28 protein-coding genes and 1 tRNA gene are annotated in these 26,989 nt (G+C 63.0%); 14 read left to right on the top strand and 15 right to left on the bottom strand.

Features of this window, described 5'->3' with window-relative positions; translation table 11 throughout:
• The first annotated feature begins 63 nt into the window (after positions 1–63).
• Complete coding sequence (locus AB1N67_RS18125; protein WP_043209880.1) at positions 64–2,004, top strand: methyl-accepting chemotaxis protein; 1,941 nt, start codon at positions 64–66, stop codon at positions 2,002–2,004.
• Between the two features lie 63 nt (positions 2,005–2,067).
• On the opposite strand, the gene AB1N67_RS18120 is transcribed toward AB1N67_RS18125, so the two are convergent.
• On the bottom strand, positions 2,068–3,258 hold the full coding sequence (locus AB1N67_RS18120) for a benzoate/H(+) symporter BenE family transporter (RefSeq protein ID WP_043209751.1): 1,191 nt from the start codon (positions 3,256–3,258) through the stop codon (positions 2,068–2,070).
• Positions 3,259–3,402: 144 nt separating this feature from the next.
• Here AB1N67_RS18120 and AB1N67_RS18115 point away from each other — a divergent pair, with 144 nt between their 5' ends.
• Entirely contained in the window at positions 3,403–4,005 is a 603-nt protein-coding gene (locus AB1N67_RS18115) for a glutathione S-transferase family protein (RefSeq protein ID WP_090343734.1), read from the top strand.
• Positions 4,006–4,118: 113 nt separating this feature from the next.
• Here the strand turns inward: AB1N67_RS18115 and AB1N67_RS18110 are convergent, their stop codons facing one another.
• The 5 genes from AB1N67_RS18110 to AB1N67_RS18090 form a co-directional block, all read right to left on the bottom strand.
• Positions 4,119–4,490: a glutaredoxin gene (locus AB1N67_RS18110; RefSeq protein ID WP_043209755.1), complete on the bottom strand. Its 372-nt coding sequence runs from the start codon at positions 4,488–4,490 to the stop codon at positions 4,119–4,121.
• A 62-nt stretch (positions 4,491–4,552) separates the two neighbouring features.
• Positions 4,553–5,098 (bottom strand): GTP cyclohydrolase I FolE, encoded by a 546-nt coding sequence (gene folE / locus AB1N67_RS18105; RefSeq protein ID WP_043209757.1) that lies wholly within the window; start codon positions 5,096–5,098, stop codon positions 4,553–4,555.
• A 71-nt stretch (positions 5,099–5,169) separates the two neighbouring features.
• Positions 5,170–5,730, bottom strand: a complete 561-nt coding sequence (locus tag AB1N67_RS18100; protein WP_043209758.1) for a Smr/MutS family protein — start codon at positions 5,728–5,730, stop codon at positions 5,170–5,172.
• Positions 5,731–5,880: 150 nt separating this feature from the next.
• A complete protein-coding gene (locus tag AB1N67_RS18095; RefSeq protein ID WP_043209760.1) occupies positions 5,881–6,201 on the bottom strand; it encodes a hypothetical protein in 321 nt (106 codons plus the stop codon).
• A 79-nt stretch (positions 6,202–6,280) separates the two neighbouring features.
• Positions 6,281–6,871: a cysteine hydrolase family protein gene (locus tag AB1N67_RS18090; protein ID WP_043209762.1), complete on the bottom strand. Its 591-nt coding sequence runs from the start codon at positions 6,869–6,871 to the stop codon at positions 6,281–6,283.
• A gap of 178 nt (positions 6,872–7,049) precedes the next feature.
• Between AB1N67_RS18090 and prmB the strand changes: the two genes are divergently transcribed.
• Positions 7,050–7,958, top strand: a complete 909-nt coding sequence (prmB, locus tag AB1N67_RS18085) for a 50S ribosomal protein L3 N(5)-glutamine methyltransferase (protein WP_090343736.1) — start codon at positions 7,050–7,052, stop codon at positions 7,956–7,958.
• Positions 7,959–8,024: 66 nt separating this feature from the next.
• On the opposite strand, the gene AB1N67_RS18080 is transcribed toward prmB, so the two are convergent.
• Together AB1N67_RS18080 and AB1N67_RS18075 are read right to left on the bottom strand one after the other, a co-directional pair.
• Positions 8,025–8,813 (bottom strand): hypothetical protein, encoded by a 789-nt coding sequence (locus AB1N67_RS18080; RefSeq protein WP_102082377.1) that lies wholly within the window; start codon positions 8,811–8,813, stop codon positions 8,025–8,027.
• Between the two features lie 198 nt (positions 8,814–9,011).
• Positions 9,012–9,974: an alpha/beta hydrolase gene (locus tag AB1N67_RS18075; RefSeq protein ID WP_367863328.1), complete on the bottom strand. Its 963-nt coding sequence runs from the start codon at positions 9,972–9,974 to the stop codon at positions 9,012–9,014.
• 189 nt (positions 9,975–10,163) lie between these two features.
• On the opposite strand from AB1N67_RS18075, the gene aroC reads away from it, so the two are divergent.
• The 3 genes from aroC (at position 10,164) to AB1N67_RS18060 (ending at position 13,058) form a co-directional block, all read left to right on the top strand.
• Positions 10,164–11,255 (top strand): chorismate synthase, encoded by a 1,092-nt coding sequence (gene aroC, locus AB1N67_RS18070; protein WP_043209772.1) that lies wholly within the window; start codon positions 10,164–10,166, stop codon positions 11,253–11,255.
• Between the two features lie 112 nt (positions 11,256–11,367).
• Positions 11,368–12,522 (top strand): MFS transporter, encoded by a 1,155-nt coding sequence (locus tag AB1N67_RS18065; RefSeq protein ID WP_102082379.1) that lies wholly within the window; start codon positions 11,368–11,370, stop codon positions 12,520–12,522.
• Positions 12,522–13,058 (top strand): oxidase, encoded by a 537-nt coding sequence (locus tag AB1N67_RS18060; protein ID WP_102082380.1) that lies wholly within the window; start codon positions 12,522–12,524, stop codon positions 13,056–13,058. Before AB1N67_RS18065 ends, AB1N67_RS18060 begins: the two co-directional genes overlap by 1 nt.
• A gap of 101 nt (positions 13,059–13,159) precedes the next feature.
• On the opposite strand, the gene AB1N67_RS18055 is transcribed toward AB1N67_RS18060, so the two are convergent.
• Complete coding sequence (locus AB1N67_RS18055; RefSeq protein ID WP_043209779.1) at positions 13,160–13,432, bottom strand: DUF3509 domain-containing protein; 273 nt, start codon at positions 13,430–13,432, stop codon at positions 13,160–13,162.
• Between the two features lie 270 nt (positions 13,433–13,702).
• Here AB1N67_RS18055 and AB1N67_RS18050 point away from each other — a divergent pair, with 270 nt between their 5' ends.
• Together AB1N67_RS18050 and AB1N67_RS18045 are read left to right on the top strand one after the other, a co-directional pair.
• Positions 13,703–14,224 (top strand): ankyrin repeat domain-containing protein, encoded by a 522-nt coding sequence (locus AB1N67_RS18050; RefSeq protein WP_090343742.1) that lies wholly within the window; start codon positions 13,703–13,705, stop codon positions 14,222–14,224.
• 59 nt (positions 14,225–14,283) lie between these two features.
• The gene (locus AB1N67_RS18045) at positions 14,284–14,814 is read left to right on the top strand and encodes a hypothetical protein (protein WP_102082381.1); all 531 of its coding nucleotides are present in this window, start codon (positions 14,284–14,286) and stop codon (positions 14,812–14,814) included.
• A gap of 88 nt (positions 14,815–14,902) precedes the next feature.
• Here the strand turns inward: AB1N67_RS18045 and AB1N67_RS18040 are convergent, their stop codons facing one another.
• A complete protein-coding gene (locus AB1N67_RS18040) occupies positions 14,903–15,844 on the bottom strand; it encodes a ZIP family metal transporter (RefSeq protein ID WP_043209787.1) in 942 nt (313 codons plus the stop codon).
• A 125-nt stretch (positions 15,845–15,969) separates the two neighbouring features.
• Here AB1N67_RS18040 and AB1N67_RS18035 point away from each other — a divergent pair, with 125 nt between their 5' ends.
• The 4 genes from AB1N67_RS18035 (at position 15,970) to AB1N67_RS18020 (ending at position 19,369) form a co-directional block, all read left to right on the top strand.
• The gene (locus AB1N67_RS18035; protein WP_102082382.1) at positions 15,970–16,161 is read left to right on the top strand and encodes a PLDc N-terminal domain-containing protein; all 192 of its coding nucleotides are present in this window, start codon (positions 15,970–15,972) and stop codon (positions 16,159–16,161) included.
• Positions 16,162–16,383: 222 nt separating this feature from the next.
• Entirely contained in the window at positions 16,384–18,462 is a 2,079-nt protein-coding gene (locus AB1N67_RS18030) for an LTA synthase family protein (protein ID WP_043209792.1), read from the top strand.
• A 154-nt stretch (positions 18,463–18,616) separates the two neighbouring features.
• Positions 18,617–18,853 (top strand): hypothetical protein, encoded by a 237-nt coding sequence (locus tag AB1N67_RS18025; RefSeq protein WP_043209794.1) that lies wholly within the window; start codon positions 18,617–18,619, stop codon positions 18,851–18,853.
• A gap of 183 nt (positions 18,854–19,036) precedes the next feature.
• Positions 19,037–19,369, top strand: a complete 333-nt coding sequence (locus AB1N67_RS18020) for a ribonuclease E inhibitor RraB (protein ID WP_043209796.1) — start codon at positions 19,037–19,039, stop codon at positions 19,367–19,369.
• 60 nt (positions 19,370–19,429) lie between these two features.
• On the opposite strand, the gene AB1N67_RS18015 is transcribed toward AB1N67_RS18020, so the two are convergent.
• Positions 19,430–20,230 (bottom strand): cytochrome c, encoded by an 801-nt coding sequence (locus tag AB1N67_RS18015; RefSeq protein WP_043209799.1) that lies wholly within the window; start codon positions 20,228–20,230, stop codon positions 19,430–19,432.
• Positions 20,231–20,759: 529 nt separating this feature from the next.
• On the opposite strand from AB1N67_RS18015, the gene AB1N67_RS18010 reads away from it, so the two are divergent.
• Complete coding sequence (locus AB1N67_RS18010; RefSeq protein WP_043209801.1) at positions 20,760–21,494, top strand: amidotransferase; 735 nt, start codon at positions 20,760–20,762, stop codon at positions 21,492–21,494.
• 76 nt (positions 21,495–21,570) lie between these two features.
• Here AB1N67_RS18010 and AB1N67_RS18005 read toward each other — a convergent pair whose 3' ends face one another.
• From AB1N67_RS18005 to AB1N67_RS17995, 3 genes are all read right to left on the bottom strand, one after another.
• Entirely contained in the window at positions 21,571–22,542 is a 972-nt protein-coding gene (locus AB1N67_RS18005; protein WP_367863327.1) for a magnesium and cobalt transport protein CorA, read from the bottom strand.
• Between the two features lie 107 nt (positions 22,543–22,649).
• Positions 22,650–23,369: a 1-acyl-sn-glycerol-3-phosphate acyltransferase gene (locus AB1N67_RS18000; RefSeq protein ID WP_043209806.1), complete on the bottom strand. Its 720-nt coding sequence runs from the start codon at positions 23,367–23,369 to the stop codon at positions 22,650–22,652.
• Positions 23,370–23,506: 137 nt separating this feature from the next.
• Positions 23,507–24,196: a crotonase/enoyl-CoA hydratase family protein gene (locus AB1N67_RS17995; protein ID WP_043209808.1), complete on the bottom strand. Its 690-nt coding sequence runs from the start codon at positions 24,194–24,196 to the stop codon at positions 23,507–23,509.
• Between the two features lie 289 nt (positions 24,197–24,485).
• Between AB1N67_RS17995 and AB1N67_RS17990 the strand changes: the two genes are divergently transcribed.
• Positions 24,486–24,575, top strand: a tRNA-Ser gene (locus tag AB1N67_RS17990).
• Positions 24,576–24,697: 122 nt separating this feature from the next.
• On the opposite strand, the gene AB1N67_RS17985 is transcribed toward AB1N67_RS17990, so the two are convergent.
• Positions 24,698–26,854, bottom strand: coding sequence for a TonB-dependent siderophore receptor (locus tag AB1N67_RS17985; RefSeq protein ID WP_102082383.1), 2,157 nt, complete (start codon positions 26,852–26,854; stop codon positions 24,698–24,700).
• Positions 26,855–26,989: the final 135 nt, after the last annotated feature.

The following is a 26,989-nucleotide window of genomic DNA, read 5'->3' as shown; positions in this document are numbered from 1 at the left end:
TTGGCTGAAAAAGGGCTGTCGTGCAGCCTGAAAACAGCGATGGACTGGCAGGGGGAATGGGCGATGCGGGCGACCAAGCACGGTGTTCTGGCCAACCTGGGCATGGCCCGCAAGCTGGGGCTGGGCTTTGCCCTGGTGCTGTTGCTGACCCTGGCGGTGGCCGCCATCGGCGTCTTCGCCTTGCAGGGCCTGGGCCAGCGCTTCGATGGCCTGCGCCAGATGAGCCAGTTCAACACCGACCTGCTCACGTTGCGTCAGCACGAACAGGGTTTTGCTTTGCGCTCGGACATCAAGGAAGCCGAAACCTTGCGCAAGGACCTGCAAAGCCTGATCGAGCGTGCCCGCACGCTCCCGGCCTTGGCTGCCACCGAAGGCGACCTGACCGCCTATGGCCAGGCCTTCGATGTCTTCGTCGAAGCGGTGCAGGCCAAGGAACTGGCCTTGGACATGGCCAGCTGGTCGGTCTCCAGTGTCTCCAATAACCTCGATGTGCTGCAGTCAGGTCTTACCGACGATGGCACCTACACCCTCAAACAGTCCCAAGGCCAGCAGGGCAGCGAGTTCCTCGAGCAGGCCGGCCAGGTGGCGCAGGTCTCGCGTCTGATGCTGCAGGCCATGGACGAGGCGCGGGTGCGCCTGGAGCAGGGGCGCAAGGGGGAGGAGGCGGTCAACGAAGGGCGCATCGCCCAGACCGTGGAAGCGGCGAGCCTGGTCGATCAGCTCAAGGCGTCGGTGAGCGACACCGGTTATCAGAGTGTGTTGGGCGAGGTGGCAGGGCACATCGCCAGTTTCTCCGACAAGCTCAACGAATATACCGATCTGCTCGCCAAGGAGCAGGGCATCAAGGCTCAGTTGCAGGCCCAGGCCGAGCGGGTCACCCAGCGGGTCAACCAGGCCTATGCGAACCAGGAGCAGGTCATGCAGGGCGAACTTGCCCGCAGCACGGTCGCCATCGCCCTGGCCACCGCGCTGGCCTTGCTGGTTGGTGTGCTCGCCGCCTGGTTGATCACCCGCGCCGTGGTCGGGCCGCTCAAGCGTGTGATCGCCCGGGCCCAGCGCATCGCTGCGGGCGATCTGGTTGTCGAGGCCGAAACCACGCGGCGCGATGAGGTCGGCCAGCTTACCTTGGCCATGCAGCAGATGGCCGCCGGGCTTGCCGGCATTGTCAGCGGCCTGCAACAGGGCATCGAGCAACTAGCCGGCAACGCTCAGGCGCTGTCGGCCGTCACCGAGCAGACCAACCGTGAGGTGGGCAGCCAGAAGGAAGAAACCGAGCAGGTGGCCACTGCCATGCAGCAGATGACAGCCACCGTGCACGATGTGGCGCGCAACGCCGAGGAGGCTGCCCAGGCGGCCCAGAGCGCCGACGACAAGGTCGAGTCAGGCCAGCAGGTGGTGCGCCAGAGCATGCAGCGCATCGAGCAACTGGCTGCCGCGGCGGAAACCGCCAGCGCTGGCATCGACAGCTTGAGCGCCGAAATCCATACCATTGGCGACGTACTGGAAGTGATCAAGAGCGTCGCCGAGCAGACCAACCTGCTGGCGCTCAACGCGGCGATCGAGGCTGCCCGGGCCGGCGAACAGGGACGCGGTTTTGCCGTGGTGGCCGATGAGGTGCGGGCCCTGGCGCGGCGCACCCGGCAATCCACCGAAGAGATCGAGCGCCTGGTTGCCAGCCTGCGCGGCAACGCCCAGCAGTCGGTGTCGCAGATTCGTGGCAGTACCGAGCTGGTGCGTCTGGCGGTGGCCGATGCGCTGCACACCGAAAGTGCGCTGGGCAGCATCGCGGCTGCGGTGTCGTTGATCCAGCAGATGAACCAGCAGATCGCCGCGGCGGCGGAGCAGCAAAGCTCGGTGGCCGAGGAGATCAGTCGCAGCGTCACGCAGATCCGCGGCAGCGCCGATCAAGCTGCCTTGGCCATGCAGGACAACGCCCGCTCGAGCGTCGAGCTGGCGCAGTTGGGCACGGATCTCAAGGGCATGGTCGGCCATTTCAGATTGTGATCGAGTGTGTCGGCCCTTCGCGGGTTAACCCGCGAACAGGCCGGCACTGGCAACAAGACATCCTCAGCCTTTGCGCGGGCTCAGGATCAGCAAGGTCAACACCCCCGCCACGATCCCCCAGAACGCCGAGCCGATCGAGAACAAAGTGAACCCCGAGGCCGTCACCATGAAGGTGATCAGGGCCGCCTCGCGTTCACGGGCTTCTCCCATGGCCACGCTCAGGCCATTCATGATCGAGCCGAACAGCGCCAGTGCAGCAATGGACAGCACCAGCTCCTTGGGCAGCGCCGCAAACAGGGCCGCTAGCGTGGCGCCGAACACCCCGGCGATGCCGTAGAAAATCCCGCACCACACCGCTGCGGTGTAACGCTTGCTCGGGTCTTCATGGGCATGGGGCCCGGTGCAAATTGCCGCGCTGATTGCCGCCAGGTTCACCCCGTGGGAGCCGAACGGCGCCAGCAGCAGCGAGGCGAAGCCGGTGGCCGAGATCAACGGCGAGGCCGGCACCTGATAGCCATCGGCCCGCAGCACGGCGACGCCTGGCATGTTCTGTGAAGTCATCGCCACCACGAACAGCGGGATGCCGATGCTGATGGTCGCCGCCAGCGAGAAGCTCGGGGTGGTCCACACCGGCTTGGCCACCTCCAGGTTGAAGCCGCTGAAATCCAGCAGGCCCAGGGCGCCCGACAGGGCGGTGCCCACCAGCAACGCGGCCAGTACGCAGTAGCGTGGCGACAGGCGCTTGACCAGCAGGTAGCTGAAGAACATGCCCAGCACCAGCACGGTACGGTGCTGGGCGGCGACGAAGATTTCGCTGCCGATCTTGAACAGGATACCGGCCAGCAGCGCCGAGGCCAGGGACGCAGGAATGCGCCGCACCAGGCGCTCGAAGCTGCCGGTCAAGCCGCAGATGAGCACCAGCACCGCGCAGGTGATATAGGCGCCGATGGCCTCGCCATAGCTGACCCCGCCAAGGCTGGTGATCAGCAGTGCAGCGCCTGGAGTCGACCAGGCAATGGTGATCGGCGTGCGGTAGCGCAGCGACAGGCCGATGCTGCACACCGCCATGCCGATCGACAAGGCCCAGATCCACGAGGAAATCTGCGCGCTGGTCAGCCCAGCAGCCTGGCCCGCCTGGAACATCAGCACCAATGAGCTGGTGTACCCCGTGAGCATGGCGATGAAGCCGGCGACGATCGCCGACGCAGAACTGTCTGCCAGGGGGCGCAGGCGCGCGGAGGTGGCATCGGTCATTGAAAAGTCCTTGTAAAGGTGTAAGCAGTTTTTTCAGACTACCGTGACCTGGCGCAATCGATGCGATACAGCAGCCATTGCATTTAGCCGTACAGTCGCCAACTATTGGGCGCGATTGCGCAACTGCACGAGAGGGGAGGGGCGATGTACAAGGTTTATGGGGATTACCAGTCCGGCAACTGCTACAAGGTCAAATTGATGCTGCACCTGCTGGATCGCCCTTACACGTGGCAGCCGGTGGACATACTCAAGGGCGAAACCGAAACGCCGGAGTTCCTCGCGATGAACCCCAACGGCAAGGTCCCGGTGCTGCAGCTCGAGGATGGCACCTGCCTGTGGGAGTCCAACGCGATCCTGAACTTCCTGGCCGATGGCAGTGGGTTTTTGCCCACCGAGCCACGTCTGCGCACCCAGGTGCTGCAATGGCAGTTCTTCGAGCAGTACAGCCATGAGCCGTACATTGCCGTCGCGCGGTTCATCCAGTTCTACCTGGGGCTGCCTGATGAGCGCGTGGAGGAATACCGCAAGCTGCACAAAGGCGGCTACAAAGCGCTCAAGGTCATGGAGAGGCAACTGCAGATGACGCCGTATCTGGTTGGTGACCAGTATTCGATCGCCGACGTGGCGCTGTATGCCTACACCCATGTGGCGCATCAGGGCGGCTTCGACCTGACGGACTACCCCGGCGTGCGGGCGTGGTTGGCGCGGGTGGCGAGCCATCCGCGGCATGTGCCGATGGTGGACTGATCCAGGCTTTTTGCTAGCTGCTCCGGCTCTTTCGCGGGTAAACCCGCTCTGACAGGGTTCTTGGTACCTGTGGGAGCGGGTTTACCCGCGAAAAGGCCGGAGCAGCCTGGGTTTCAAACTGCCGCGAAGCGTTTGTCCAGGTAGGCGATGATGGCCTTGGATTCGTACATCCAGGTCACCTCGCCGGCTTCCTCGATCCGTAGGCATGGCACCTTCACCCGGCCACCGCCTTCAAGCAAAGCCTGGCGGTGTACCGGGTCGTTCTTGGCGTCGCGCAGGGCCACCGGCACGTTGAGGCGGTGCAAGGTGCGGCGGGTCTTGACGCAGAACGGGCAGGCATGGAACTGGTACAGCGCCAGGTTCTGGGCGTCTTTGGCGACCTGCGCCTGGGCTGCGGCATCACGCTTGCGCTTGGCCGGGCGGCTGATCCAGTCACCGAACACGATAAGCTGGCCGAGGCCGACCCGCAGGGCTTTGACGATCATGGACAACTCCTGAACAAAAGAAAAAGCCGACCCCTAAGGGTCGGCTCGCAGTCACACGCCGATCACTTGATCAGGCTGAGGAACTCGCTGCGGGTGGCGGCATTGGAGCGGAACTCGCCAAGCATCACCGAGGTGATCATGGTGGAGTTCTGCTTCTCGACACCGCGCATCATCATGCACATGTGCTTGGCCTCGATGACCACGGCCACGCCAGCGGCGCCGGTCACCTTCTCCACGGCTTCGGCGATCTGGCGGCTGAGGTTTTCCTGGATCTGCAGGCGGCGGGCGAACATGTCGACGATGCGCGCGACCTTGGACAGGCCCAGGACCTTGCCCTTGGGCAGGTAGGCCACGTGGGCCTTGCCAATGAAGGGCAGCATGTGGTGTTCGCACATCGAGTAGAGCTCGATGTCCCGGACCAGCACCATCTCGCTGTTGTCGGAGGTGAACAGCGCGTCGTTGGTGACTTCTTCCAGGGTTTGTTCATAACCGCGGCAAAGGTACTTCATGGCCTTCGCGGCCCGCTTGGGCGTGTCGCGCAGGCCCTCGCGGGAGACGTCCTCGCCGAGCTGGCTGAGGATCGCGGTGTAGTTCTGTTCCAGGGACATGGATCTACCTGTGGGGGATTAATCGCAAAGACGAAGGGTACGGCGGCGAGGGCGAGGCTGCAAGCCTGGCGTCACTCGTCGCGTCCTTCGAGCATGGTGCGCTTGAGCATCACATAGACCGCACCTGTGCCGCCATGGCGGGCCTGGCAGGAGGTGAAGCCGAGCACCTGCGGGTGCTGGCGCAGCCAAGTGTTGACGTGGCTCTTGATCATCGGCCGCTTGCCGTCCAGGCGCGCAGCCTTGCCGTGGGTGACGCGCACGCAGCGCACTTCGAGCTTGGTGGCCTCAGCGATGAAATCCCAAAGGGTCTCGCGGGCTTTTTCCACGGTCATGCCGTGCAGGTCCAGGCTGCCTTCGAAGGCGATCTGGCCGAGTTTGAGCTTGCGGATCTGGCTTTCCTGTACGCCGTCACGGCGCCACATCAGTTCGTCCTCGGCGCCGACGTCGATGACGAACTGGTCGGACATGCCATCGACCACGAGGGGTTGGTCGCTGTGCACGGTCGCGGCCATGCGCAGGCCGGCCAGCTTCTTGCGGTCGGCCTTGGGTTTGCCGACATCGGCGCGGTCGTGCTTGATCGGCTTCACGCCGCGCATCTGGGCGCTGAAGAGGGAAAAATCGTCGTCTTGCATGGTGCCTCCACGTAGGGGGCATATTTTACGTGAGTGGGCGGTGTTGTGTCGCCTGTTGGCCTTTTCGCGCCGAACCGATCCGCCAGGTACAGCGACACCCTTTGAAACGTGAACGCAGATGTCGGAGGAAGCGGCTAGCAGCACACGCTGCTAATCGTGCTTTTTCATCAGGTGCGGCGAGAGGTTCAACCCATGCCCGCGGCGCAGGCGAATCCGGCTGCGGCGCCAGAAGCGCACGCCCAGGTAGAGCAATAGCAAACCGACCACCACCAGGATCACCGACAGTGGGCGGTTGGCATTGAGTTCGGCCAGGGCACTGTAGTTGCCCAGAAGGCCTGCGACGCCGGCCATGGCCAGCAGCACGCCGAGGGTGGCCACCAGGGCGGACAGGCCGGCGGCCAGGCGCGCACCCCAGTTGCGCGGTTCGCGCTGGCGCAGGCGTTTGGCGTCGAAACTGCCTTTGAGCTTCATTCCGATTTCCTCTGTAGGTATCCGGAATTCGACCTAGGGTCGGCCCTGGGGTTCCGCCCGTCTGCCGGGCGGTCGTGGCTCAGATCAGGCTGGCGGTCGGGGCGACGCAGGCGAAGTTGTCGGCCATCACGGCCATTTCACACTGATGAATCTGCGCAGCCGGAATGACCGTGTCCTTGAACGCCAGGTCGCGGGTGGTGGAGGCATCGGCGACCAAGGTGCAACGATAACCATAGTCCTTGGCGCGGCGAACGGTGGTGCTGACGCTCGAATGGCTCATGAAACCGCAGACGATGAGGTCCAGATGGCCCAGCTCCTGCAGCGTTTCGTGCAGCTTGGTGTTCTTGAAGGCGTTGGGCATGCGCTTTTCGATGATGATCTCACCCTCGCGAGGCTCCAGCCCCGGGATGAACTCGCCGCGGCTACCCTGCGGGTCGAACAGGCCACCGACGGTGCCCAGGTGGCGTACATGGATGATCGGACGGCCGGCCTTGCGCGCGGCGTCGAGCAACCGGGCGATGTTGGCCACGGCCTCGTCCATGCCCGACAGCGCCAGGGGACCGCTGAGGTACTCCTTTTGCGCATCGATGACAATCAGGCTGGCTTGGCCCAGCTTGGCCGGCGGATAGTCGCGGCCGCTGAGGCGGAACATCGTGGTTGGAACGGACATCAAGGGCTCCTTGGGTAGGGCTTTTGTATACCTATTCTCCCTTGCCTCGGCGCCAATGTGAATGGTTGACATTGCAGACAGCATGGTTACTGGCCTCTGGCTACCGACCGGGCAATCGAAGGGAACATTTGTGTCGGTGGGCTGTTAGACTTTTGTCCTGTCTTAAAAGGAGTCACCCGTGATCACATCCCGCCTGCGCACCCTGCGCGACCATATCCGCTGGGCGGTCAGCCGCTTCCATGAGCACGACCTGTTCTTCGGCCACGGTGCCGACAACGCTTGGGACGAAGCCCGACTGCTGGTGCTGGGCGCCGTGCACCTGCCGTGGGAGGTGGCCGACAGCTACCTGGACTGCCAGCTGGAAGATGACGAGCGCGTGCGCCTGCAGCACCTGCTCAAGCGCCGAATCGAAGAGCGGGTGCCCACCGCCTACCTACTGGGCGAGGCGTGGTTCTGCGGCATGTCGTTCGTGGTCGATGAGCGTGTGTTGGTGCCGCGCTCGCCCATCGGCGAACTGATCGAAAAACGCTTCGAGCCCTGGCTGGCCACGCCGCCTGCGCGCATCCTTGACTTGTGCACCGGCTCCGGCTGCATCGGCATCGTCGCCGCCGACGTGTTCCCCGAGGCCGAGGTGGTGCTGGCCGACCTGTCCTTCGATGCCTTGGAAGTCGCCAACCACAACATCGAGCGCCATGGCCTGGAAGAGCGTGTATACACCGTGCAGGGTGATGGCTTCGCCGGCCTGCCCGGGCAGCGCTTCGATCTGATTCTGTCCAACCCGCCGTATGTCGACGCCGAAGATTTCGCCGACATGCCGGCCGAGTATCACCACGAGCCCGAGCTGGGCCTGGCCTGTGGCAACGATGGCCTGGACCTGGTGCGGCGCATGCTCGCCGAGGCGGCTGACCACCTGAATGAAAAAGGGCTGCTGATCGTCGAGGTGGGTAACAGCCAGGTGCATGTCCAGGCGCTGTATCCAGAGGTGGACTTCGCTTGGCTGGAGTTCGAGCGGGGTGGGCATGGCGTGTTCATGCTGACTGCCGAGCAGTGCCGTCAGCACCAGGAGCTGTTCCGCTCCCGCGTCTGATCAAGACAGAGGGCTGCGCGCTGCAGCCCTTTTCGCGGGTAAACCCGCGAAAAGGGCGCCACGTCTCTAGCGCGTGGCGATCCAGATCAGCAGTCCCGCCTGGAACACGGCAAACGCCACCAGGCACGTGATGGTAAAGCGCAGGCCGCTGTCTTCGCGGCGGTACTTGGCGACCCGTTCATCCCGCTCGCGCAACTGCGCCTGCTTCTCCAGCAGCTGTTGCTCGGCCTGTTGCAGCATTCCGGCAGCCTCGAGGATGTCGACGCGCTGGACCTTTTCATTGTTCCAGCCGCCCTTGAGCTGGCCTACCGTGGTATCCACGGTGCGCCCCTTGAGCAGTTGTCCGCCTTCGTATTCCACCTCAAGCCCTGCACTGCGCAGTACATGGTCGCGGCGCAGGCGGTTGTCTTCGTTCAGGGCATCCTTGCTGGGCAGGGCTACGCCTTCGACTTGGTAGTTCGACCAACGCTGTTGCAGCCACTGCACCGCCTGTCCCAGGAGGAACCGCCCCAGGCCGCGGTTCGCCGGCTCGAGCTGCAAGCCACCGTCACCGCCGATACGCACCTGGCGCTGTTCGTGATCGACACGGATGTCCAGCTGGTTCTGCTCTTTGCGCACTTTCTGACCTGGCAGGCGGATTTCCAGCCGCAGCAGGCTGTGCGTCTTGCTATGCCGCTCGGCATGGCCGAACTCGACGAAACGCAGCGGACGGGCGCCGCTGTTGCGGTCGGTGGGCAGGGCTACCAGGCGCAGCAGTTGGAAGTGTTCAGGGGCCAGGTCTTCCCATGGCAGCGGAGCGCTTGCTGGGGCTTGTGGCTCTTCGTCCGCCTCAACGGCGGCGGGGGCGTCGGTCATCGGAAGTGTCCTCGAATGCACGGCGGGCAGGACGGTGGAAAGGGGCTGATGCGTTGCCCAATCGCGAGGCAAGGCCACTCCTACATTCAATCAGTGGGAGCGGGTTTGTCCGCGATGGAGCGCAAACGGCCTCAAAAACACCGATCACTGCCTCGATCAACCGGTTATCGGCAGCAACGAAGACTTCCTGAGGACAATCTAGGCCGGCGGCAGCTGGCGAATGAACGCCACGATCCGCTCACCCAGTTCACGGGCCAGCGGCAGCCCCGGGTTGCGGTAGCTGTCGCGCTGCTGGCTCATGTCCCGAGGGGTGATACGCAGCATGTGGTTCATGCCATCGATCAGGGCCAACTGCGCGTCGGGCTTGGCGGCCTTGAGGCGTTCGGCGTCGGCGACGTCCACCTGCACGTCGTTGCGGCCCTGGATGATCAAGGCGGGCATCTGCAGACGAGCGAACGCTGCTGCCGGGTCCTGGCGCAGCAACGAGATCAGGTAAGGCTGCACGCTCGGGCGAAACACATCGCGCAGCGGCCCCGGCACATCCAGAGAGGTCTGTCCGGCCTGCAGGCGGCCGATCAGCGCATTGCCGCGCGCCAGTTCTGCCGGCGGCAGGCGCTGGGCCAATTGTTCGCGCAGCACCTCGGCCACGGGGCGACCGCTGCCGGCCACGGTGATCACCGCGCTGGCGCCGGCCTGTTCAGCGGCCAGCGTCGCAATCAGCGCGCCTTCGCTGTGGCCAAGCAGGATCAGCGGACCGAAGCGTGGGTCAGCCCTGAGTTTGCGGCCCCAGGCCACGGTGTCGGCCACGTAGCGCTCGACGCTCAGGTCCCGCTCATCGGGCGTGGCCAGTTGGCTTGCGGCAACGCCGCGCTTGTCGAAACGCACGCTGGCGATGTGCTCGCCGGCCAGCAGCAGGGCCAGACGCTTGAGGTTGTCCAGGCGACCACTGGCGGGGTTGTTGCCGTCGCGGTCGGTGGGGCCGGAGCCGGCAATGATCAGCACTACCGGCGGCGGGGTGGCTTGTTGCGGCAGCAGCAGGCTGCCATGGAGCACGCCCTGGCCGGTGTCCAGGTCGATGGGGCGTTGCAGTACGGTCGGGGCGGCGGCCTGGGCGAGGCCTGAGCACAGCAGCAGAAGCAGGGCGGCGAGGCGCAACATCATAGGGCTACTACTTGGTGGGATGTCGGTTGGACCGGGTGGCTGACCGAAGGTTCTCTCATGCCCCTTCGCCGATGAACCCACTCCCCTAGGTTTGAGCGTGATCGAAGGGGCTGAACCGACCACCCGAATAAAGGGAATTTCCGTATACTGCCCGCCTCCCTCACATTCAGGCAGATTCGCGGAGCGTCCATGTCCGGCAATACCTACGGCAAGCTGTTCACTGTCACCACCGCAGGCGAAAGCCACGGCCCGGCGTTGGTCGCCATTGTCGATGGATGCCCTCCGGGTCTGGAAATCTCCCTGGCCGATCTGCAGCACGACCTGGATCGCCGCAAGCCGGGCACCAGCCGGCACACTACCCAGCGCCAGGAACCGGATGAGGTCGAAATCCTCTCGGGTGTGTTCGAAGGTCGTACCACCGGCTGTTCCATCGGTCTGCTGATCCGCAACACCGACCAAAAATCCAAGGACTATTCGGCGATCAAGGACCTGTTCCGCCCAGCCCACGCCGACTACACCTACCACCATAAATACGGCATCCGCGACTACCGCGGCGGCGGCCGCAGTTCGGCCCGCGAGACCGCCATGCGCGTGGCTGCCGGCGCCATCGCCAAGAAGTACCTGGCCACCCAAGGCATCCGCGTGCGGGGCTACATGAGCCAACTGGGCCCGATCGAAATCCCGTTCAAGACCTGGGAGTCGGTCGAGCACAATGCCTTCTTCAGCCCTGATCCTGACAAAGTGCCGGAGCTGGAGGCCTACATGGACCAGTTGCGCCGTGACCAGGACTCGGTCGGCGCGAAGATCACCGTGGTCGCCGAGGGCGTGATGCCTGGCCTGGGCGAGCCGATCTTCGACCGCCTGGACGCGGAGCTTGCCCATGCTTTGATGAGCATCAACGCCGTCAAGGGCGTGGAGATCGGCGCCGGTTTCGCCAGTGTCGCCCAGCGTGGCACCGAGCACCGCGATGAGCTGACGCCTGAGGGCTTCCTGAGCAACAACGCAGGCGGCATCCTGGGCGGGATCTCTTCCGGCCAGCCGATCGTCGCCCACCTGGCGCTCAAACCGACGTCGAGCATTACCACCCCGGGCCGCTCCATCGATGTCGACGGCAACCCGGTCGAGGTCATCACCAAGGGCCGTCACGACCCGTGCGTGGGCATCCGTGCCACGCCGATCGCCGAGGCGATGATGGCTATCGTGCTGATGGATCACCTGCTGCGCCACCGTGCGCAGAATGCCGATGTGAAGGTGAATACCCCGGTGCTGGGCCAGCGCTGATTCGTCCGCACGGGTCACTTCGCGGGTAAACCCGCTCCTAGAGGACTACCGCAGGTCCTGTGGGAGCGGTCCCCCGTGAAGGAGCCGGCACAGGCAACCAAAGGCCCCGCCCATGCCCCCGATTCCCTACTGGCGCCTATCCAGCTTCTACCTCTTTTACTTCGCCTTGCTCGGCTCCACCGCGCCGTTCCTGGCGTTGTACTTCGACCATTTGGGCTTCTCGCCGGCACGCATCGGCGAACTGGTGGCCATTCCCATGCTGATGCGCTGCATCGCACCTAACCTGTGGGGCTGGCTGGGGGATCGCAGCGGCCAACGGTTGCTGATCGTGCGCCTGGGCGCTTTGTCGACTCTGGCCACCTTCTCGCTGATCTTCATCGACAAAAGCTACGCCTGGCTGGCACTGGTGATGGCGCTCCATGCGTTCTTCTGGCATGCGGTGCTTCCGCAGTTCGAGGTGATCACCCTGGCGCACCTGCACGGGCAAACCTCGCGCTACAGCCAGGTGCGCCTGTGGGGCTCGATCGGTTTCATCCTCACCGTGGTCGGCCTGGGACGGCTGTTCGAGTGGCTAAGCCTGGATATCTACCCGGTGGCGTTGGTGACCATCATGGCCGGGATTTTCATCGCGAGCCTCTGGGTGCCCAATGCCCAGCCGATGGAGCATGCCGAGCGCAAGGGGGCAGGGGGCTTCCTGCGGCAACTGGCGGCGCCGGGTGTAATGGCGTTCTATGTGTGCGTGGCGCTGATGCAGCTCAGCCACGGCCCTTACTACACCTTCCTCACCCTGCACCTGGAACATCTGGGCTACACCCGTGGCGCCATTGGTTTGCTGTGGGCGCTGGGGGTGGTGGCCGAAGTGCTGGTATTCATGGCCATGAGTCGAATCTTCGCCCGGGTTTCAGTGCGCCATGTGCTATTGGCGAGCTTCCTGCTGGCGGCGCTGCGTTGGCTGTTGCTGGGGAATCTTGCGGATATTCCAGCGGTGCTGGTGTTTGCCCAGCTGCTGCATGCGGCGACCTTCGGCTGTTTCCATGCCGCAGCCATTGCCTTCGTCCAAGGTAGCTTCGGCGCGCGTCAGCAAGGGCAGGGGCAGGCGTTGTATGCGGCCTTGTCTGGCACCGGCGGTGCCCTGGGCGCACTCTATTCGGGCTACAGCTGGAAACTGCTGGGCCCGTCCTTCACCTTTGGTATGGCCAGCGTCGCGGCGCTCGCGGCAGCCGTTATCATTGCCCTTTGTTCGAAACAGACCAGGACCAGCCCCTGATGAGCATTCTCAGCGTTTTCCATCTCTACACCCCCGAGTTGCCGAACAAGGTGCTGACCCACCACGACGATATCGCCGCCACCCTCGCCGAGCAGGGTGTGCGCCTGGAGCGCCGTACCGATGAGCTGCGCATCCGCCCGGGCACAGCTCATGAGCAAGTATTGGCCGAATGTCATGGGCTGTTGGACCAGCTGATGACCACACATGGCAGCGTCGCGTTCGGCCTGCTCAACCGCGATGGCCTTGACCCGAGCCAGGCTGACCTTCGCGATGAGCATGTGCACGAAGCGGTTGAAGTGTTTGCCGTGATTGGCGGACGCGGACAGGTCAGCTTGCGCCTGGGCGACTACGTGTATGCGGTGTTGTGCGAGAAGGGCGACGTGTTGGTGATTCCCGCCGGCGTGCGCCGTTGGGTGGACTTGGGGGACAACCCGTTCTGCCTGGCGTTGCGCCTGTTTGGCAGCGAATCGGGGATGCAGCCGCAGTTCACCGGCGATTCGATGGCCCGGCAGTTTGCCGGCATGGATGAGCTTTGAGGTACGTTTTTCACGGATAAGCCGCCCCCACAGCCACTCCACCGCCTTTGGAACGATGGAACACCTGTGGGAGCGGGTTTACCCGCGAAAGTCGCGCCGCATCAGCGATAGGTCGGCAGGGCAAAACGCTGCTGGCTCTGCAACATCGAGATCACTGGAAGCTCACTGGCCTGTTCGGCCAAGTCGCGGCGGATGGCGCTGATCGCCCAGGACAACTGCTCGGCGCTGTGCAACTGTGCGTAGGTCAATGCACGGCGAGTCACCTTGCCATCGGCTGCCCGCAGGGTCAGCTGGATACCGCCGTCGGGGCGAGGCTGGGTTTCGACTTGATAGGCGCAGAATACCGAGGCGAACTTTTCCTGGATGAGGTCCATATCTCAACTCCTGACTGTTGTATGGGCAGACGTGAGTTGAGTGTTGCAGTGACCGTGCCATCCTCGCCGATTTGAAAAATACCTTTAAAATCAATTAGTTGTGAATAAACTAAATCTGGGCAACCGTGCATTTCGCATGGTCGTGCATTTTGCACAGTGCAATTTGCAAGAGTCATAAGGTTTGTCTTTCGAGCCGATAGTATCTGAACCTTTGACCGCCTGGCAGTGCCTGACGAAGACTTGGGCTCTTTTCTTGCCAGGAGGTTCCAGATGTCCGACCAACAGCCCACCGCCATGACTGACGAAGAGACGGCCGCATTTGCCGAAGAAGTCTTCGAGCGTGCCCGGCGCGGCGATGCGCCGATGCTCGAGCGCCTGCTACAGAGCGGTCTGCCCGCCAACCTGCGCAATCACAAGGGCGACACCTTGCTGATGCTGGCCAGCTACCATGGCCACATCGACGCGGTGCGTGTGCTGCTGGCCCATGGCGCCGACCCGCTGATCGCCAACGACAACGGTCAACTGCCCATCGCGGGAGCCGCATTCAAGGGTGACCTGGCCATGATCCGCTTGCTGATCGAACATGGCGTGCCAGTGGATGCCGCCGCCGAGGACGGTCGTACCGCCCTGATGCTCGCGGCGATGTTCAACCGCAGCGAGATACTCGAGTTCTTGTTGGCTCAAGGTGCCGATCCTGCACGCCAGGATGCCCGTGGCGCCACTGCCTTGGTCGCCGCCCAGACCATGGGCGCACCGGACACTGCCGCGCGCCTGCAGACGCTGGCCGGCTAACCCTCAGGGGGCATTTGCGGCTATCCTTGGCGACTTTTTCGCCAGCGCAGGGGCCCCCCATGAAAAACCAGTTGTCCGAACTCATCAGCCTCATCGGCGCCGGCTGCATGCGCGAGCAAGACATCGAGCGCATCGCCGACGAAGCAGCCCAGGCCTACGCCGATCCCGCCGCCTTCCTGGCCGCCAACCCAGACATCAACTACGACGACAGCTTCCCCATCCCACTGGGTGAATGGGTGGTGGTCGGCAGCCTGCCGGACACCGTGCTGTTCCAGGCCGATAGCTACCAAGAGCTGTTCGAGCGCATCACCGACTCATTCGACAAGAGTGTGCCGTTCAACCTCAAGCCCAAGCAGCTGGCGCGCACCGAGCCGCTGACCGCGCTCAATCGCATCCAGGTCCAGATGGGGGCCCTGAACAAGGAGGCCGGCGGTTATGTGCTGGTCAACTTCAGCCAGTTGCTCGATGACGAGTTGCAGATGGTGATGGTGGGGCAGAACGACCTGGCCCGAGTGCTGGAGTTGGGCGCTGAGGTGGGGATCAAGGTCGAGCCGGCGTTGGAAGCATTGAGGGTCGCTGTTCACGTCTGATGGGCTGCTCGTTCGGGGGTGGTCCCGCTTCCGCAGGTATCGATGCGGACCTGCCGGGAGCGGGTTTACCCCTGATGAGGCGGTAGCGTCAGCCCAACGCGGTATCGAGGAACATCATCACCGCGAATCCGCCCATCAGGCCCAGGGTTGCCGACGTTTGGTGCCCATTGCGGTGGGTTTCGGGAATCACTTCATGGGACACCACGAAGATCATCGCACCCGCCGCCAAGCCCATGCTCACCGGATACGCCAGTGCGAAGCCGGTAGAGATACCCAGGCCAATCACCGCACCCAGCGGCTCCATCAGGCCGGAGCCGACCGCCACCAGCGCCGCCTTGAGGTTCGACAGGCCTGTCGCGCGCAGAGCCAGGGCCACGGCCAGGCCTTCGGGGATGTCCTGGATGGCAATCGCGCTGGTCAGCGGCAGGCCGATGTTCATGTCGCCGTTGGCGAAGCTCACGCCGATGGCCATGCCTTCGGGCAGGTTATGCAGGGTGATCGCCAGCACGAACAACCACACCCGGTTGATGCGCTCCGCCTCTGGGCCGCAAGGGCCAGTGCTTTCATGTTCGTGCGGGGTGAAGCGATCAAGGCCAAGCATCAACAGCACACCCAATCCCATCCCCAGCACCACGGTGAAGGCCGCTGCCGGGCCATTGCCGGTGATTTCCCGGGCAGCGTCCAGGCCTGGCAGGATCAACGAGAAGGAACTGGCCGCGAGCATCATCCCGGCGGCAAAGCCGAGCATCACGTCCTGGCTGCGCGTGCTGACATCGCGCAGCACCACTGCCAGCACCGCGCCCAGGGCTGTGGCGCCGAACCCTGACAGCCCACCCAGCAGCGCCAAGTGCAGGTTGTCGGCATGGTCGCCATGGATGGCATTCCACAGGCTGGCCGCGAGCAGGCCGAGCACGACCAACAGGCTCAGGCCCAGGCCGGCGCTGAGCCATGGGGTGGTAGCGGCTTGTTGCCGCCAGGCGTTGAACAGCGAGGCGGGAGCAGGACTTTCAGGAGCGTGGGCAGGGGGCATGCGGACCTCGTGACAATGTATGAACGCAGTCTAGCCATTGACCTATTCCAGCGGCCAAGCATTCCATTCTATCGACGCAATAGCCGGCTATGCTTGGCAGCAAATCTTTTGCCAGGAGCAGTCGCATGGGGTCCACCTTCAACAGCCTTGTCGGGCTCATCATTCTCGCCCTGGACATCTGGTCGATTCTTCACGTGCTCAAGAGCGGCGCCGAGGTGGGCATCAAGGTGCTCTGGATCTTGTTGATCGTATTGCTGCCGGTGATCGGGCTGATCATCTGGGCCATCGCCGGGCCCAGGGGCAACCTGAAATTCTGAAGGCAGCGGTACCAATCCGGCCCATTGGCAGGTTTATCCGCCAATGGGCCTGCTAGACACCGCAAACGCCGGCTCGTGACGAAATTTTCACACTGGATTATCGAAAATCCGCGCCGCACAATGCTGCGTTGGCCCAATAGCCGTGCTTTGATGGCCGGGCCCTTCAGGTAGCAGGGCGATTTCGCCTTTCCGCAAACCCGCAATCCTAGGATCCCCTCATTCATGGCTAACACGGATGCCTTAAAGCAACGGGCCGTGCCGGCTCCGTTCGCGCCGACCCTCAAATCGCACCTGGCCTATACGCTGCTCAGCGGCCTGGTGATCATGCTGATGCTGAGCCTGGTTCGCCTGGCGTTGCTGATCTACAACAGCGACATGATCGGCGACACCCCATCTTCCACCGTCGCCGAAGGATTCCTCAACGGCCTGCGCTTCGACCTGCGGGTGGTGGTGTACCTGAGCATTCCGCTGTTGCTGGCGTTGCTCAGCCCGTGGGCGATGGCCCGTCGCGGGTTCTTCCGCCTTTGGCTGACCTTGACGTCCAGCGTGGTGATGTTCCTTGGCCTGATGGAAATGGACTTCTACCGCGAGTTCCACCAGCGCCTGAACGGCCTGGTGTTCCAGTACATCAAGGAAGACCCCAAGACCGTCCTGAGCATGCTGTGGTACGGCTTCCCGGTCGTGCGCTACCTGCTGGCCTGGCTGTTCGGGACCTGGCTGCTGAGCCTGCTGTTCAAGGGTATCGACCGCCTGACCCGCAATGGCGGAGCCTCCCAGAGCCTGGCTCCACGTCGGATCGCCCCTTGGTACCACCGCCTGGCAGTGTTCATGGTGGTACTGCTGGTAGCCGTCGTGGCTGCCCGTGGCACCCTGCGCCAGGGCCCGCCGATGCGTTGGGGGGATGCCTTCACCACCGACTCGAACTTCGTCAACCAGCTTGGCCTGAACGGCACCTTGACCCTGATCGACGCGGCCAAGAGCCGTTTCGGTGAGGACCGTGCCAATATCTGGAAGCCCACCGTCGAGCAGGACGTGGCCACGCAAACCGTGCGTGATCTGTTGCTGACCCCTCACGACACCTTGGTCGATGCCGACGAAGCGGCTGTGCGCCGTGACTTCCAGCCGCCCGCTGACCGCACCCTGCCGGTCAAGAACGTTGTCGTGATCCTCATGGAAAGCTTCGCCGGTCATTCGGTGGGCGCCCTCGGCAGCCCGAATAACATCACGCCGTACTTCGACAAGCTGGCCAAGGAAGGCCTGCTGTTCGACCGTTTCTTCTCAAACGGCACCCACACCCACCAGGGCATGTTCGCCACCATGGCGTGCTTCCCGAACCTGCCTGGTTTCGAATACCTGATGCAGACCCCGGAAGGGGGGCACAAGCTGTCTGGCCTGCCAGCGCTACTGAGCGCTCGTGACTACGACGATGTCTACGTCTACAACGGGGATTTCGCCTGGGACAACCAGTCCGGTTTCTTCGGCAACCAGGGTATGACCACTTTCATTGGCCGTAATGATTTCGTCGATCCGGTGTTCTCCGACCCGACGTGGGGCGTGTCCGACCAGGACATGTTCGACCGGGGCAACGAGGAATTGGCCAAGCACGATGGCAAAAAACCGATCTACGCGCTGCTGCAGACGCTCTCCAACCACACCCCGTATGCGCTGCCCAAGGACCTGCCGGTCGAGAAGGTCACAGGCCAGGGCCGCCTGGACGAACACCTCACGGCCATGCGCTATTCCGACTGGGCACTTGGCCAGTTCTTCGAGAAGGCGCGCAAGGAGCCGTACTTCAAGGACACCCTGTTCGTCATCGTCGGCGACCATGGCTTCGGCAACCAGCAACAGGTCACCGAGCTGGACCTGGGCCGCTTCAACGTGCCGTTGCTGTTGATCGCCCCGGGGATCCAGGAGAAGTTCGGTGCGGTCAACCACACCGTGGGTACCCAGGTCGACATCGTGCCGACCATCATGGGCCGCCTGGGTGGCCAGACCCGCCACCAGTGCTGGGGCCGTGACCTGCTGAACCTGCCTGAGGGCGACCCGGGCGTGGGCATCATCAAGCCGTCGGGCAGCGAGCAGATCGTTGGCTTGGTCAAGGGTGACCGCATCCTCATCGAGTCCAAGGACATGACCCCGCGCCTGTATCGCTACCAGCTGGGTCGCGAGTTCAAGGCCGAGCTGATCGAGAGCCCCGACCAGCCTGAGCTGCTGAAGAACCTCGAGTCCTACATCCAGACGGCGACCAAGAGCCTGATGGACAACACCGCCGGTGTCGTCCATGGCGTGCCCAAGGACTGACGCCCTCGCGCGCTCCCTCCCACAGGTGATGGCCAAGCCTTCACTTGTGGGGCGGGCTTTCCCACCACTGCGGTGAACTGAACAAACGCCCTCGTCGACGGTCAAGGATACTGGCAGCACATACCCGGTATTCTTTGATTGAGAGGACAATTCAATGAAAGAGTGGGAAGTCACCTTCGTCGACCAGAATGGCGTACAGAGCTCACTGCTCTACAACGGCGATCAACGCCCAAGCGATGAGCAAGCCGCCCGCCTGATCCGCTCGCATTTGTTCCCGGTCATCGATGAACTTGACCTCAATGACTTCCAGGACCGCAGTCCATTCCCCACCGTGCGCTGGCTCAAGGAGCAGAGCGGCGTCTCCATCACCCGCATCGAAGAAAGACCCTGAACGCGCTGCGCTGGCGTTGTGAGCCAGCAGGCACTACGCTCAGACGAGGCCCGGATCTTTCTGCGGATCCGCGTCGGCTCCATTCGCGTCTCTCATTAGCTCGATCTGCCAGGCACTCGATTGTGCAAAGCAGGTGCGTTGTGCACGGAAAGTCTATCCATTGCGTTTGTAGGAGGACGTTTCATGAGCAGCCAGAACGACGATATCAGCAGCAATGTCCTTCGCCAGATGAAAGCTGGCGGTTTCGACTTCACCCGAATCCATCCCATCGAGTTCTATGCGGTGTTCCCTGACGAGGCTGGTGCCCGGCGTGCGGCCGGACAGTTCCGCGGTGAATCCCTCAATGCCCAGGTACGTGAGCTGGACGACGGCGCTTGGCACCTGGAGCTGAGCAAAATCATGTACGCCACCTACCGAGGGATCGGGGCCTTCGAGGAGGCCTTCGAGCAGGTCGTCTCGCCCTTTGGGGGCGAGGTCGAGGGATGGGGCGTGAAGCAGGAGCGGCCAGTCGCCTGAATACCCTAGGCCAGGGGCCGCTGTGCGGCCCTTTGCAGGCTGCGCCGGCGGCACAACCTTTCAAGGCTTGCGCTTGGCCATGTGCGCCAGGTAAGCGATCAATGCGTCGAGCTCTTGCTCGCTCAGCACGTTTTCGGCAAACCCTGGCATTTTCGCCTGGGGCCACTGCCGTAGGCTTTGCGGATCACGAATGTAGCGGCGCAAAAAGCCCGGCTGGAAGTACTCGGTGGGGTTGTGGGGCACGTTCAAGTCTGGTCCGAACTGGGCATCGCCTGCGCCATTGAGGCGGTGGCACGCCAGGCAGTTCTGCTGGAACAGGGCAAAGCCCTGGCGTACCGGATCGTTCGCTGCGAGCGTGGGGTCGGGCAGTAGGGCAGGGAAGCGCTCCTGCACCGGTGCCAGGCGACGAATCGTGGTGATCTGGAACGGCCATTGCTCTGGGCGGATGTTCCCGGCTTGAGGATCGGTCCACACCAGGTAGAACGGCCCGGCACCCGGTTTGCCGTTCCCCAGCGCCGGCCAGGGTTTGGCCGGGTCTTCCACGGCCAGCCAGGCCCGTGCGGGGCCGGCCTGGAGCAAGGGCGCGGCAGGCATTTCGGCGGCGAAGCCATCCAGCGCGACGGCTTGCAAATGATCGTTGGGGCCCACCCCCTCGAGCAGTGCACTCAATGGCACAGCGCGGTAGTGCATGGGGCGCTTGTAGGAGACATCCTGCTCGATACTGATGTCCTGGGCCTGTGGGTGTGCCAGCAATGCCTCGCTTTGCCACTGGCGCGCGGTATGACCGAATTCCAGATGCAATTGCGCCGCCGATAGCGGCAGACAGAACAGCAAGGTCAATAGGGCAAAGCAATTGCGCATGGGTAATCTCCAACCTTGAGTGGTCGGCAGATTACCTGTGCAATGCCAACAATGGCCACGGCTGCGTTTATCCGAACAAGCGTGTCAGGTTCGGCAGGATGAGCAGCAAGGTCGTGGCGAAGAGAATGAGCCCGGCTTGGCGTACTTTCGATTGTCTGAACATGGCGGACCGCCTTCTTGTTGTTATTCCTGAATAGCCCTTGGCTTCCTTGTCTTGCTTCGGGTCGATCGCAACGGCGCTCGGTGACGCCGGTCGTGCATGCCTCGTGTGTCTGGATATACAACCAACAGTAGGGTGTGCGTTATCCATGTTTGAGAACCCTTTGTTCTATTGGCAGATTCGTTGATTTCTTTCGTTTATGAGGCCAAGGGCTATCACGCTGGCATCCTCTGGCTAGACAGGTGCGGCATGAACGAGCGCCCCGGTGAAATTAGTGACCGTTCGTCAGTGCATCCTACTTGCTTGTAGGTAGGTTTCGCGTCAGTCTCTACAGCAAAAATCCCACACACGTCGTTCAGGACTATCCCTATGTCGTTACGCATCTGCATCCTGGAAACCGATGTCCTGCGACCGGAGTTGACCGCGCAGTATCAGGGCTACGGAAGGATGTTCGAGCAGCTGTTCTCGCGTCAGCCGATCGCAGCGCAGTTTCACGTCTATAACGTGATGAACGGCGAGTACCCTCCCGAGGGCGAAACCTTCGATGCGTACCTGGTGACCGGCAGCAAGGCGGACTCGTTCGGCTCCGATCCGTGGATCCAGACGCTCAAGGCCTACCTGCTCAAGCTCTACGAGCGTGGCGAGAAGCTACTGGGTGTGTGTTTCGGCCATCAGGTGCTGGCGCTGGTGCTCGGCGGCAAGACCGCGCGGGCCGATCAGGGCTGGGGCCTGGGTATCCACCGTTATTCCTTGGCGGCCCATGCGCCGTGGATGGATCCTGAAGTGTCCGAACTGACCCTGCTGATCAGTCACCAGGATCAGGTGACCGAGCTGCCTGAGGGCGCTACGGTCATCGCCTCCAGCGATTTCTGCCCCAATGCGGCCTACCACATCCGCGACCAGGTGCTGTGCTTCCAAGGGCATCCGGAGTTCGTCCATGACTACTCACGCGCCTTGCTCGACGCGCGCCAGGATGTGTTGGGCGAAGAGGTCTACCGGCGAGCGATCGCCAGCCTGGAGCAAGACCACCAGGGCGATCTGGTCGGCAAGTGGATGCTGCGGTTCATCGGGCACTCGGACAAGGCCAAGGAAAACGCGGCATAAAGAGCCCTGTGGGGGCCGCTTTGCGGCCTCTCACAGGCTTCAAAGCAGCTCGAAGATCGGCCCGTGCGGCAAACGGCTACAGCCAGCCCGAGCGCTTGAAGCTTGCGTACAGCGCACTGCATCCCACGCCAATCACGCCTAGAACCCCAAAGTACCCGTAATGCCAGCCAAGCTCCGGCATGTTCTGGAAGTTCATCCCGTAGATGCCTGCAATGGCGGTGGGGAACGCCAGGATCGCCGCCCAGGCAGCGAACTTTCGCTGCACGATGCTCTGGCGTGACGACTCCAGCAGCATGCCGATCTCGATAGTCTGACTGGCGATGTCGCGGATACTGGCCAGATCTTCCATCTGCCGAGTGACGTGGATCTGCACGTCCCTAAAGTACGGGCGCATGTTCTTGTCGATGAAGGGGAAGTTCAGGCGCTGCAGCTCCTCGCTGACCTCGACCATCGGCGCCACGTAGCGGCGCAGGCGCAGGATGTTCCGGCGCAGGCTGTGCAGGCGCTGGATGTCCTCTTCTTGGAGCGAATTGCTCAGCACGCTCTGTTCCAGCTCCTCGATCTCGCCGTGGATGGCCTCGCTGACCGGCTGGTAGTTCTCGGTGACGAAGTCGAGCAAGGCGTAGAGCACGAAATCTTCGCCATGCTCGAGCAACAGCGGGCGCGCCTCGCAGCGTTGGCGCACCAAGGCATAGGATTTGGAATGGCCGTTGCGGCAGGTAATGATGTAGCCGTTGCCGGCGAAGATGTGCGTCTCGATGAACTCCAGCTTGCCTTCATGGCGCACCGGGGAATAGGTGACGATGAACAGGGCGTCGCCAAAGGTCTCGAGCTTGGGGCGGCTGTGCTTTTCCAGGGCGTCTTCGATGGCCAGTTCATGCAGGCCGAACTGGCGCTGCAGGTTGGCCAGCTCTTCGGCATTGGGCTCTTCCAGGCCGATCCAGACGAAGTGCCCTGGCTTGCGGGCCCACTCGCTGCCCTCGTCGATACTGATATTGGTGACCTTCCTGCCGGCGCTGTACACCGCCGATGCCACGACTCGCCCCATGGTTGTCCGCTTCTTCGGTTGAACACCCGATACAGCTTGGGCTCAGTCACGTCATAGAGCAACCATCGCCTGTGCCGCTGAGGGCGTCGAGCGCATTGCCGAGCGAATCAGCTTTGCGCCAGCTCGCCCTCCATGCGGTCGATGCACTGCTGCATCTGCGTGCGGCATTGCTCGATCAGTACCGGCAGATCCTGCTGGCTCAGGCCGGCAGTAGCGATCGGTGGCAGCGAGCGCACGATCACTGTGCGCTGGCGCCAGCTGTTCAGGCCCAGGCGCTTGGAGTAGCGACTGACGCATACCGGCACGATGGGCACACCGGCCTCGACGGCCATGTGGAACGCGCCTTTCTTGAAGGCCAGCAAGTGCTCGCCGGGGTTGCGGGTGCCCTCGGGGAAGATCCAGATCGAGGTGTCGTTACGCAAGATGCGGGTGGTCACCTGCATGGCCTTGCGCGCCTGGTAGGCATTCTTGCGATCCACCAGCACGTTGCCGCCAAGCCAGAACAGCTGGCCGAACAGGGGGATCCAGCCCAGGCTCTTCTTGCCGATGGCCACGGTGCGTTGCGGTACCACTTGGCCGAGGATGAACAGGTCGAAGTTGGACTGATGATTGGCAACGATGACGCAGCCGGGTGGTTGGTCCCACAACGGGCCGACCTCGGCCTTGACCTTGATCCGCATCAGCCAGGCGGCAGGCAGGCTGTAGAGGCGGGCGAACAGGCGGCTGTTATCGGGGTTGAACGGCCGGCACAGGCCGATGACCAGACCCGCCACGCCGACGAACAGAAAATGCAGCGCCAGAAGGAGCATGCGGAGCATATAGAGCATGGGACGACTCACACACCAGACAGTCGCGGCGCAGTGTACGGGTGTGCACTGCCTGGGGCAAACCTTTGGGTGTTGTGTCATGGCAAAGCCCGCGGCTAGAGGCGCGCGGGCTCGCGTTTGTGAAAGGCGCTGTCGACTCAACCCATTTGTTGCTGGTCCAGCAAGATGGCGTTGTCCAACGTCTCGAGCAGGTCTTTGCGCACCTTCAGCTTGGTGTTTTTATGCGCCAGCATGTTGATCTTCTTCAACTCGCGGGCGGCAGCCAGGGCAGCCTCCTGCAGTTGTTCAGCGGGCACCACTTTGTCGAGGAAGCCTGCATCCACCGCGGCATGCGGGTCGAACACTTCGGCATTGATCACCGCACGATGGAAGGCCGAACGGCGTAGACGGTCACGGGCCAGCTCGATGCCGGCGTGGTGCATGGTCATGCCGATCTGCACTTCGTTCAGGCAGATCTTGTAGGGGCCTTCGACACCGATACGGTAGTCCCCTGACAACAACAGGAACGCGCCCTTGGCCACGGCGTTGCCCGGGCAGGCGACCACCACCGGGAAGGGGTGGCTGAGCAGGCGACGGCTCAGGGTGGAGCCCAAGGTGACCAGGCCGACGGCTTCCTTCGGGCCGCTGGTCATCACCTTGAGGTCGTAGCCGCCGGAGAGAATGCCCGGCTGGCCGGTGATGATCACCACGGCGCGCTCTTGCACGGCGCGGTCCAAGGCGGCATTGAAGGCGGCGATGAGATCCGGCGAGATGGCATTGACCTTGCCGTTGTTCAGGGTCAGGGTGGCGATGCCGTCTTCGGCATGGTAGGTAATCAGCTCGCTCATGACAGAGTCCTTTGGGTGACGTGGCGACGACGGTACCCAGCGACGCCGGTCAGGTAAAGCGATAAGGCTGACCGGTCGGTCAGCGTCTGGGCCGCGCCCCTTGCCGCGACGGGGCAGGGGCAACATGGGCTGTAAAAGCACTGGCCAGATTGGCAGCATTGCCCTGGCAGGCCCGTTGTTTTGGCCAATTGGCTTAAGCGCATGAAAATTCTGAAAAAAATACTTGCCAAAGGAAAAGGCTTCTACTAAATTAGCGCGCCTCGACAGGCTGAACTGCTTGAAGAGATCCGGTGAAGTGTCCGAGTGGTCGAAGGAGCACGCCTGGAAAGTGTGTATACGAGAAATCGTATCAAGGGTTCAAATCCCTTCTTCACCGCCACATTCCACAAGAAGCCCCCGCGCAGAAATGCCGGGGGCTTTTTGTTTATTCGTCTTTTGGCTCAGGGCTGCTGTGCAACCCGTCCTGTCCCGCAATGGGGCTGCCAGGCAGCCCCTGATCTCTCAGAAGCTGACCGAAGCCGACAGTCGCGCTGTGCGTGGTGCGCCCTGGAATAGGTAGTCGTCGCCCAGGTAGTTCCCCACATCCCGCCAGTAGCGTTTGTCGAAGACGTTATCCACCGTCAGGCGCAGCACAGTCTCATAGCCGCCGATGCGAGTGCGATAGCGGCTGCCGAGATCGAACACCGTATAGCCACCCACCTCCACGTTCCCCGCCTGGCTTGCATACTTGCTGGCGCTGTAGCGGGCGCCGCCGAGCAGGGCCAGGCCTGGGACCGGCAGGCTGTAATCGGCCTGCAGTGCGGCGCGCAGACGCGGGACGTTGATCGCCTGGTGCCCTTCGTAGTCATCGGTGCCACTGTTCTGCACCCGGGCATGAATCGCCGCAGCGCTGGCCTGGATTTGCAGGCGCGAGGTCACCCAGCCGCTGGCACCCAGTTCCAGGCCGGTATTCTTCTGCTGGCCTTGCTGCACATAGGTGAAGCCGCCGTTTTCCGGGCGTGCGTATTGATAGGCCTGGCGGATCTGGAACAGCGCGGCGCTGAAGCTCATGCCCTGCCAGTCATGCTTGATGCCCAGCTCCGTCTGGTGCGACAGAGTGGGGGCGAGGATTTCAGAGGCATTGCTGGCGAACCAGGGCGCGGTACCGCCGGCGGACAGGCCTTTCGAGTAGCTCGCGTAGAGCGTGGTGTCCGGCTGCGGCTTGTAGATGAGCGCGGCGTTGGGCAGCAGCTGGTATTGCTGGGTATGGCGACCGGCATCGCCGTTCTCGTTCCAGGTTTTTTCGTCCAGACGCACTTCGCGGGCACCGATGACGCTTTGCCACCGTTCGTTGAAGGTGATCGTGTCGTTGATGAATAAACCGTATTGGCGGCTGTCCAGGCGGCGTTCGCTGGAACCGACGGGAGCGGTGGCCGGAGGGACTGCAGGTACATCTTCGTTGATGTTGCCGCTTCCGACGCCAATGTTGTAGTAAGGGCGTTGATCCAAGGTGCGACGCTGTGCACTGGTTCCCACCGTCAGCTCATGACCCACGCCCAGGGCGTCGAAGCGGCCATTGAGCATGGCCTGTGCTTCGTCGATGCGACGGGTGTCGTCCGGGCTTCGGAAGTCATAGATGTCGTAGTCGCCTTCGGGGCTGAAATAATTGGGTACCGCGGCACTTGCACAACTGGCTGCGCCGTAGCAACCCCAGGCGAATGCGCTGTAATCATCGATCACTACCTTGCTGCGCGAGGCGCTCAGGGTGCCGCTCCAGGCATCGCTGAAGCGGTACTCGAACCGCCCACCCACGTTCAGCGAGTCGTTCTGCACAGGCTTGGCCCAACGCTGATAGGCCAGATGGTCGTCAGGGTCCACGCCATGGGGCACTTCGGTACCGCCCAGCAGTTGATACCCTGGAACCGACAGTTGCTCGCGATGTTGGTACTCGGCATCGAGTTGCAAGATGGCATCGGGGTTGATCTGCCAGTCGAACGCCAGGGAGGCGAAATCGCGCTTGCCGTCGGCATGCTCCACGTAGGAGCGGATGTCTTCATGGGCCAGGTTGGCGCGCAGGCCAAACTGGCGCTCGCTGCCGAACCAGCCCCCGAGGTCGGTGGCCAGGTAGCGCTCGCCTTGCTCGTTGGTCGATACGCTGACGCTGCGCACGTCCTCCGGGCGCTTGGTCACGTAGTTGATAAGGCCGCCAGGCGCCGACACACCGCTCTGCAGGCCCGACAACCCCTTGAGCAGTTCCACTTGCTGCTTGTTCTCCAGAGCCACGTTCTGCTCGCCAGCGATGGTCTGACCGTTGATGCGGTAGCTGCTGGCAGCGTTGAGCTCGAAACCCCGCACATTGAAGTTCTCGTAATAGCCGACCGGGGCGTAGCTTTCACCGACCGAAGCATCGCTTTGCAGCACTTCGCTGAGCGTGCGGACCTGGCGATCATCCAACAACTGGCGACTGAACACGCTGACCGAGGCTGGTGTGTCGAGCAGCGGGCCTGGTTGCAAGCCGCCGACCTGGGCTTCGCGAGCCTGATAACCCTCGTCGCCGTAAACCTCCGATACGCGCAGCGGCGCCAAGGTCACGCTGTCATCGGCTAGCCCCTGGGCGCTGTGCAGGGCAAGGCCCAGGCCAAGCAGGCTGAGGGGCAGACGAGGGCGAAGCGGGGTCATGCAGGGCTCCTTGAAGGCTGGGCGCGGGGGGGGCGCAGATGCCGGGATGTCAGACAGGATGGGCGCCGTCGGCGTTGCGTCGGACGGGCAAAAGGGCGCCATGGTAGCAGGCGCGAACGCCCCAGGCGCCAGCAT

Origin of the sequence: Pseudomonas guariconensis (genome assembly GCF_040822035.1) — a bacterium.
GTDB classification, from domain to species: Bacteria; Pseudomonadota; Gammaproteobacteria; order Pseudomonadales; family Pseudomonadaceae; genus Aquipseudomonas; species Aquipseudomonas guariconensis.
Note: the sequence above shows the minus strand (reverse complement) of the source record. Positions and strands in the feature narration are given on the sequence as shown.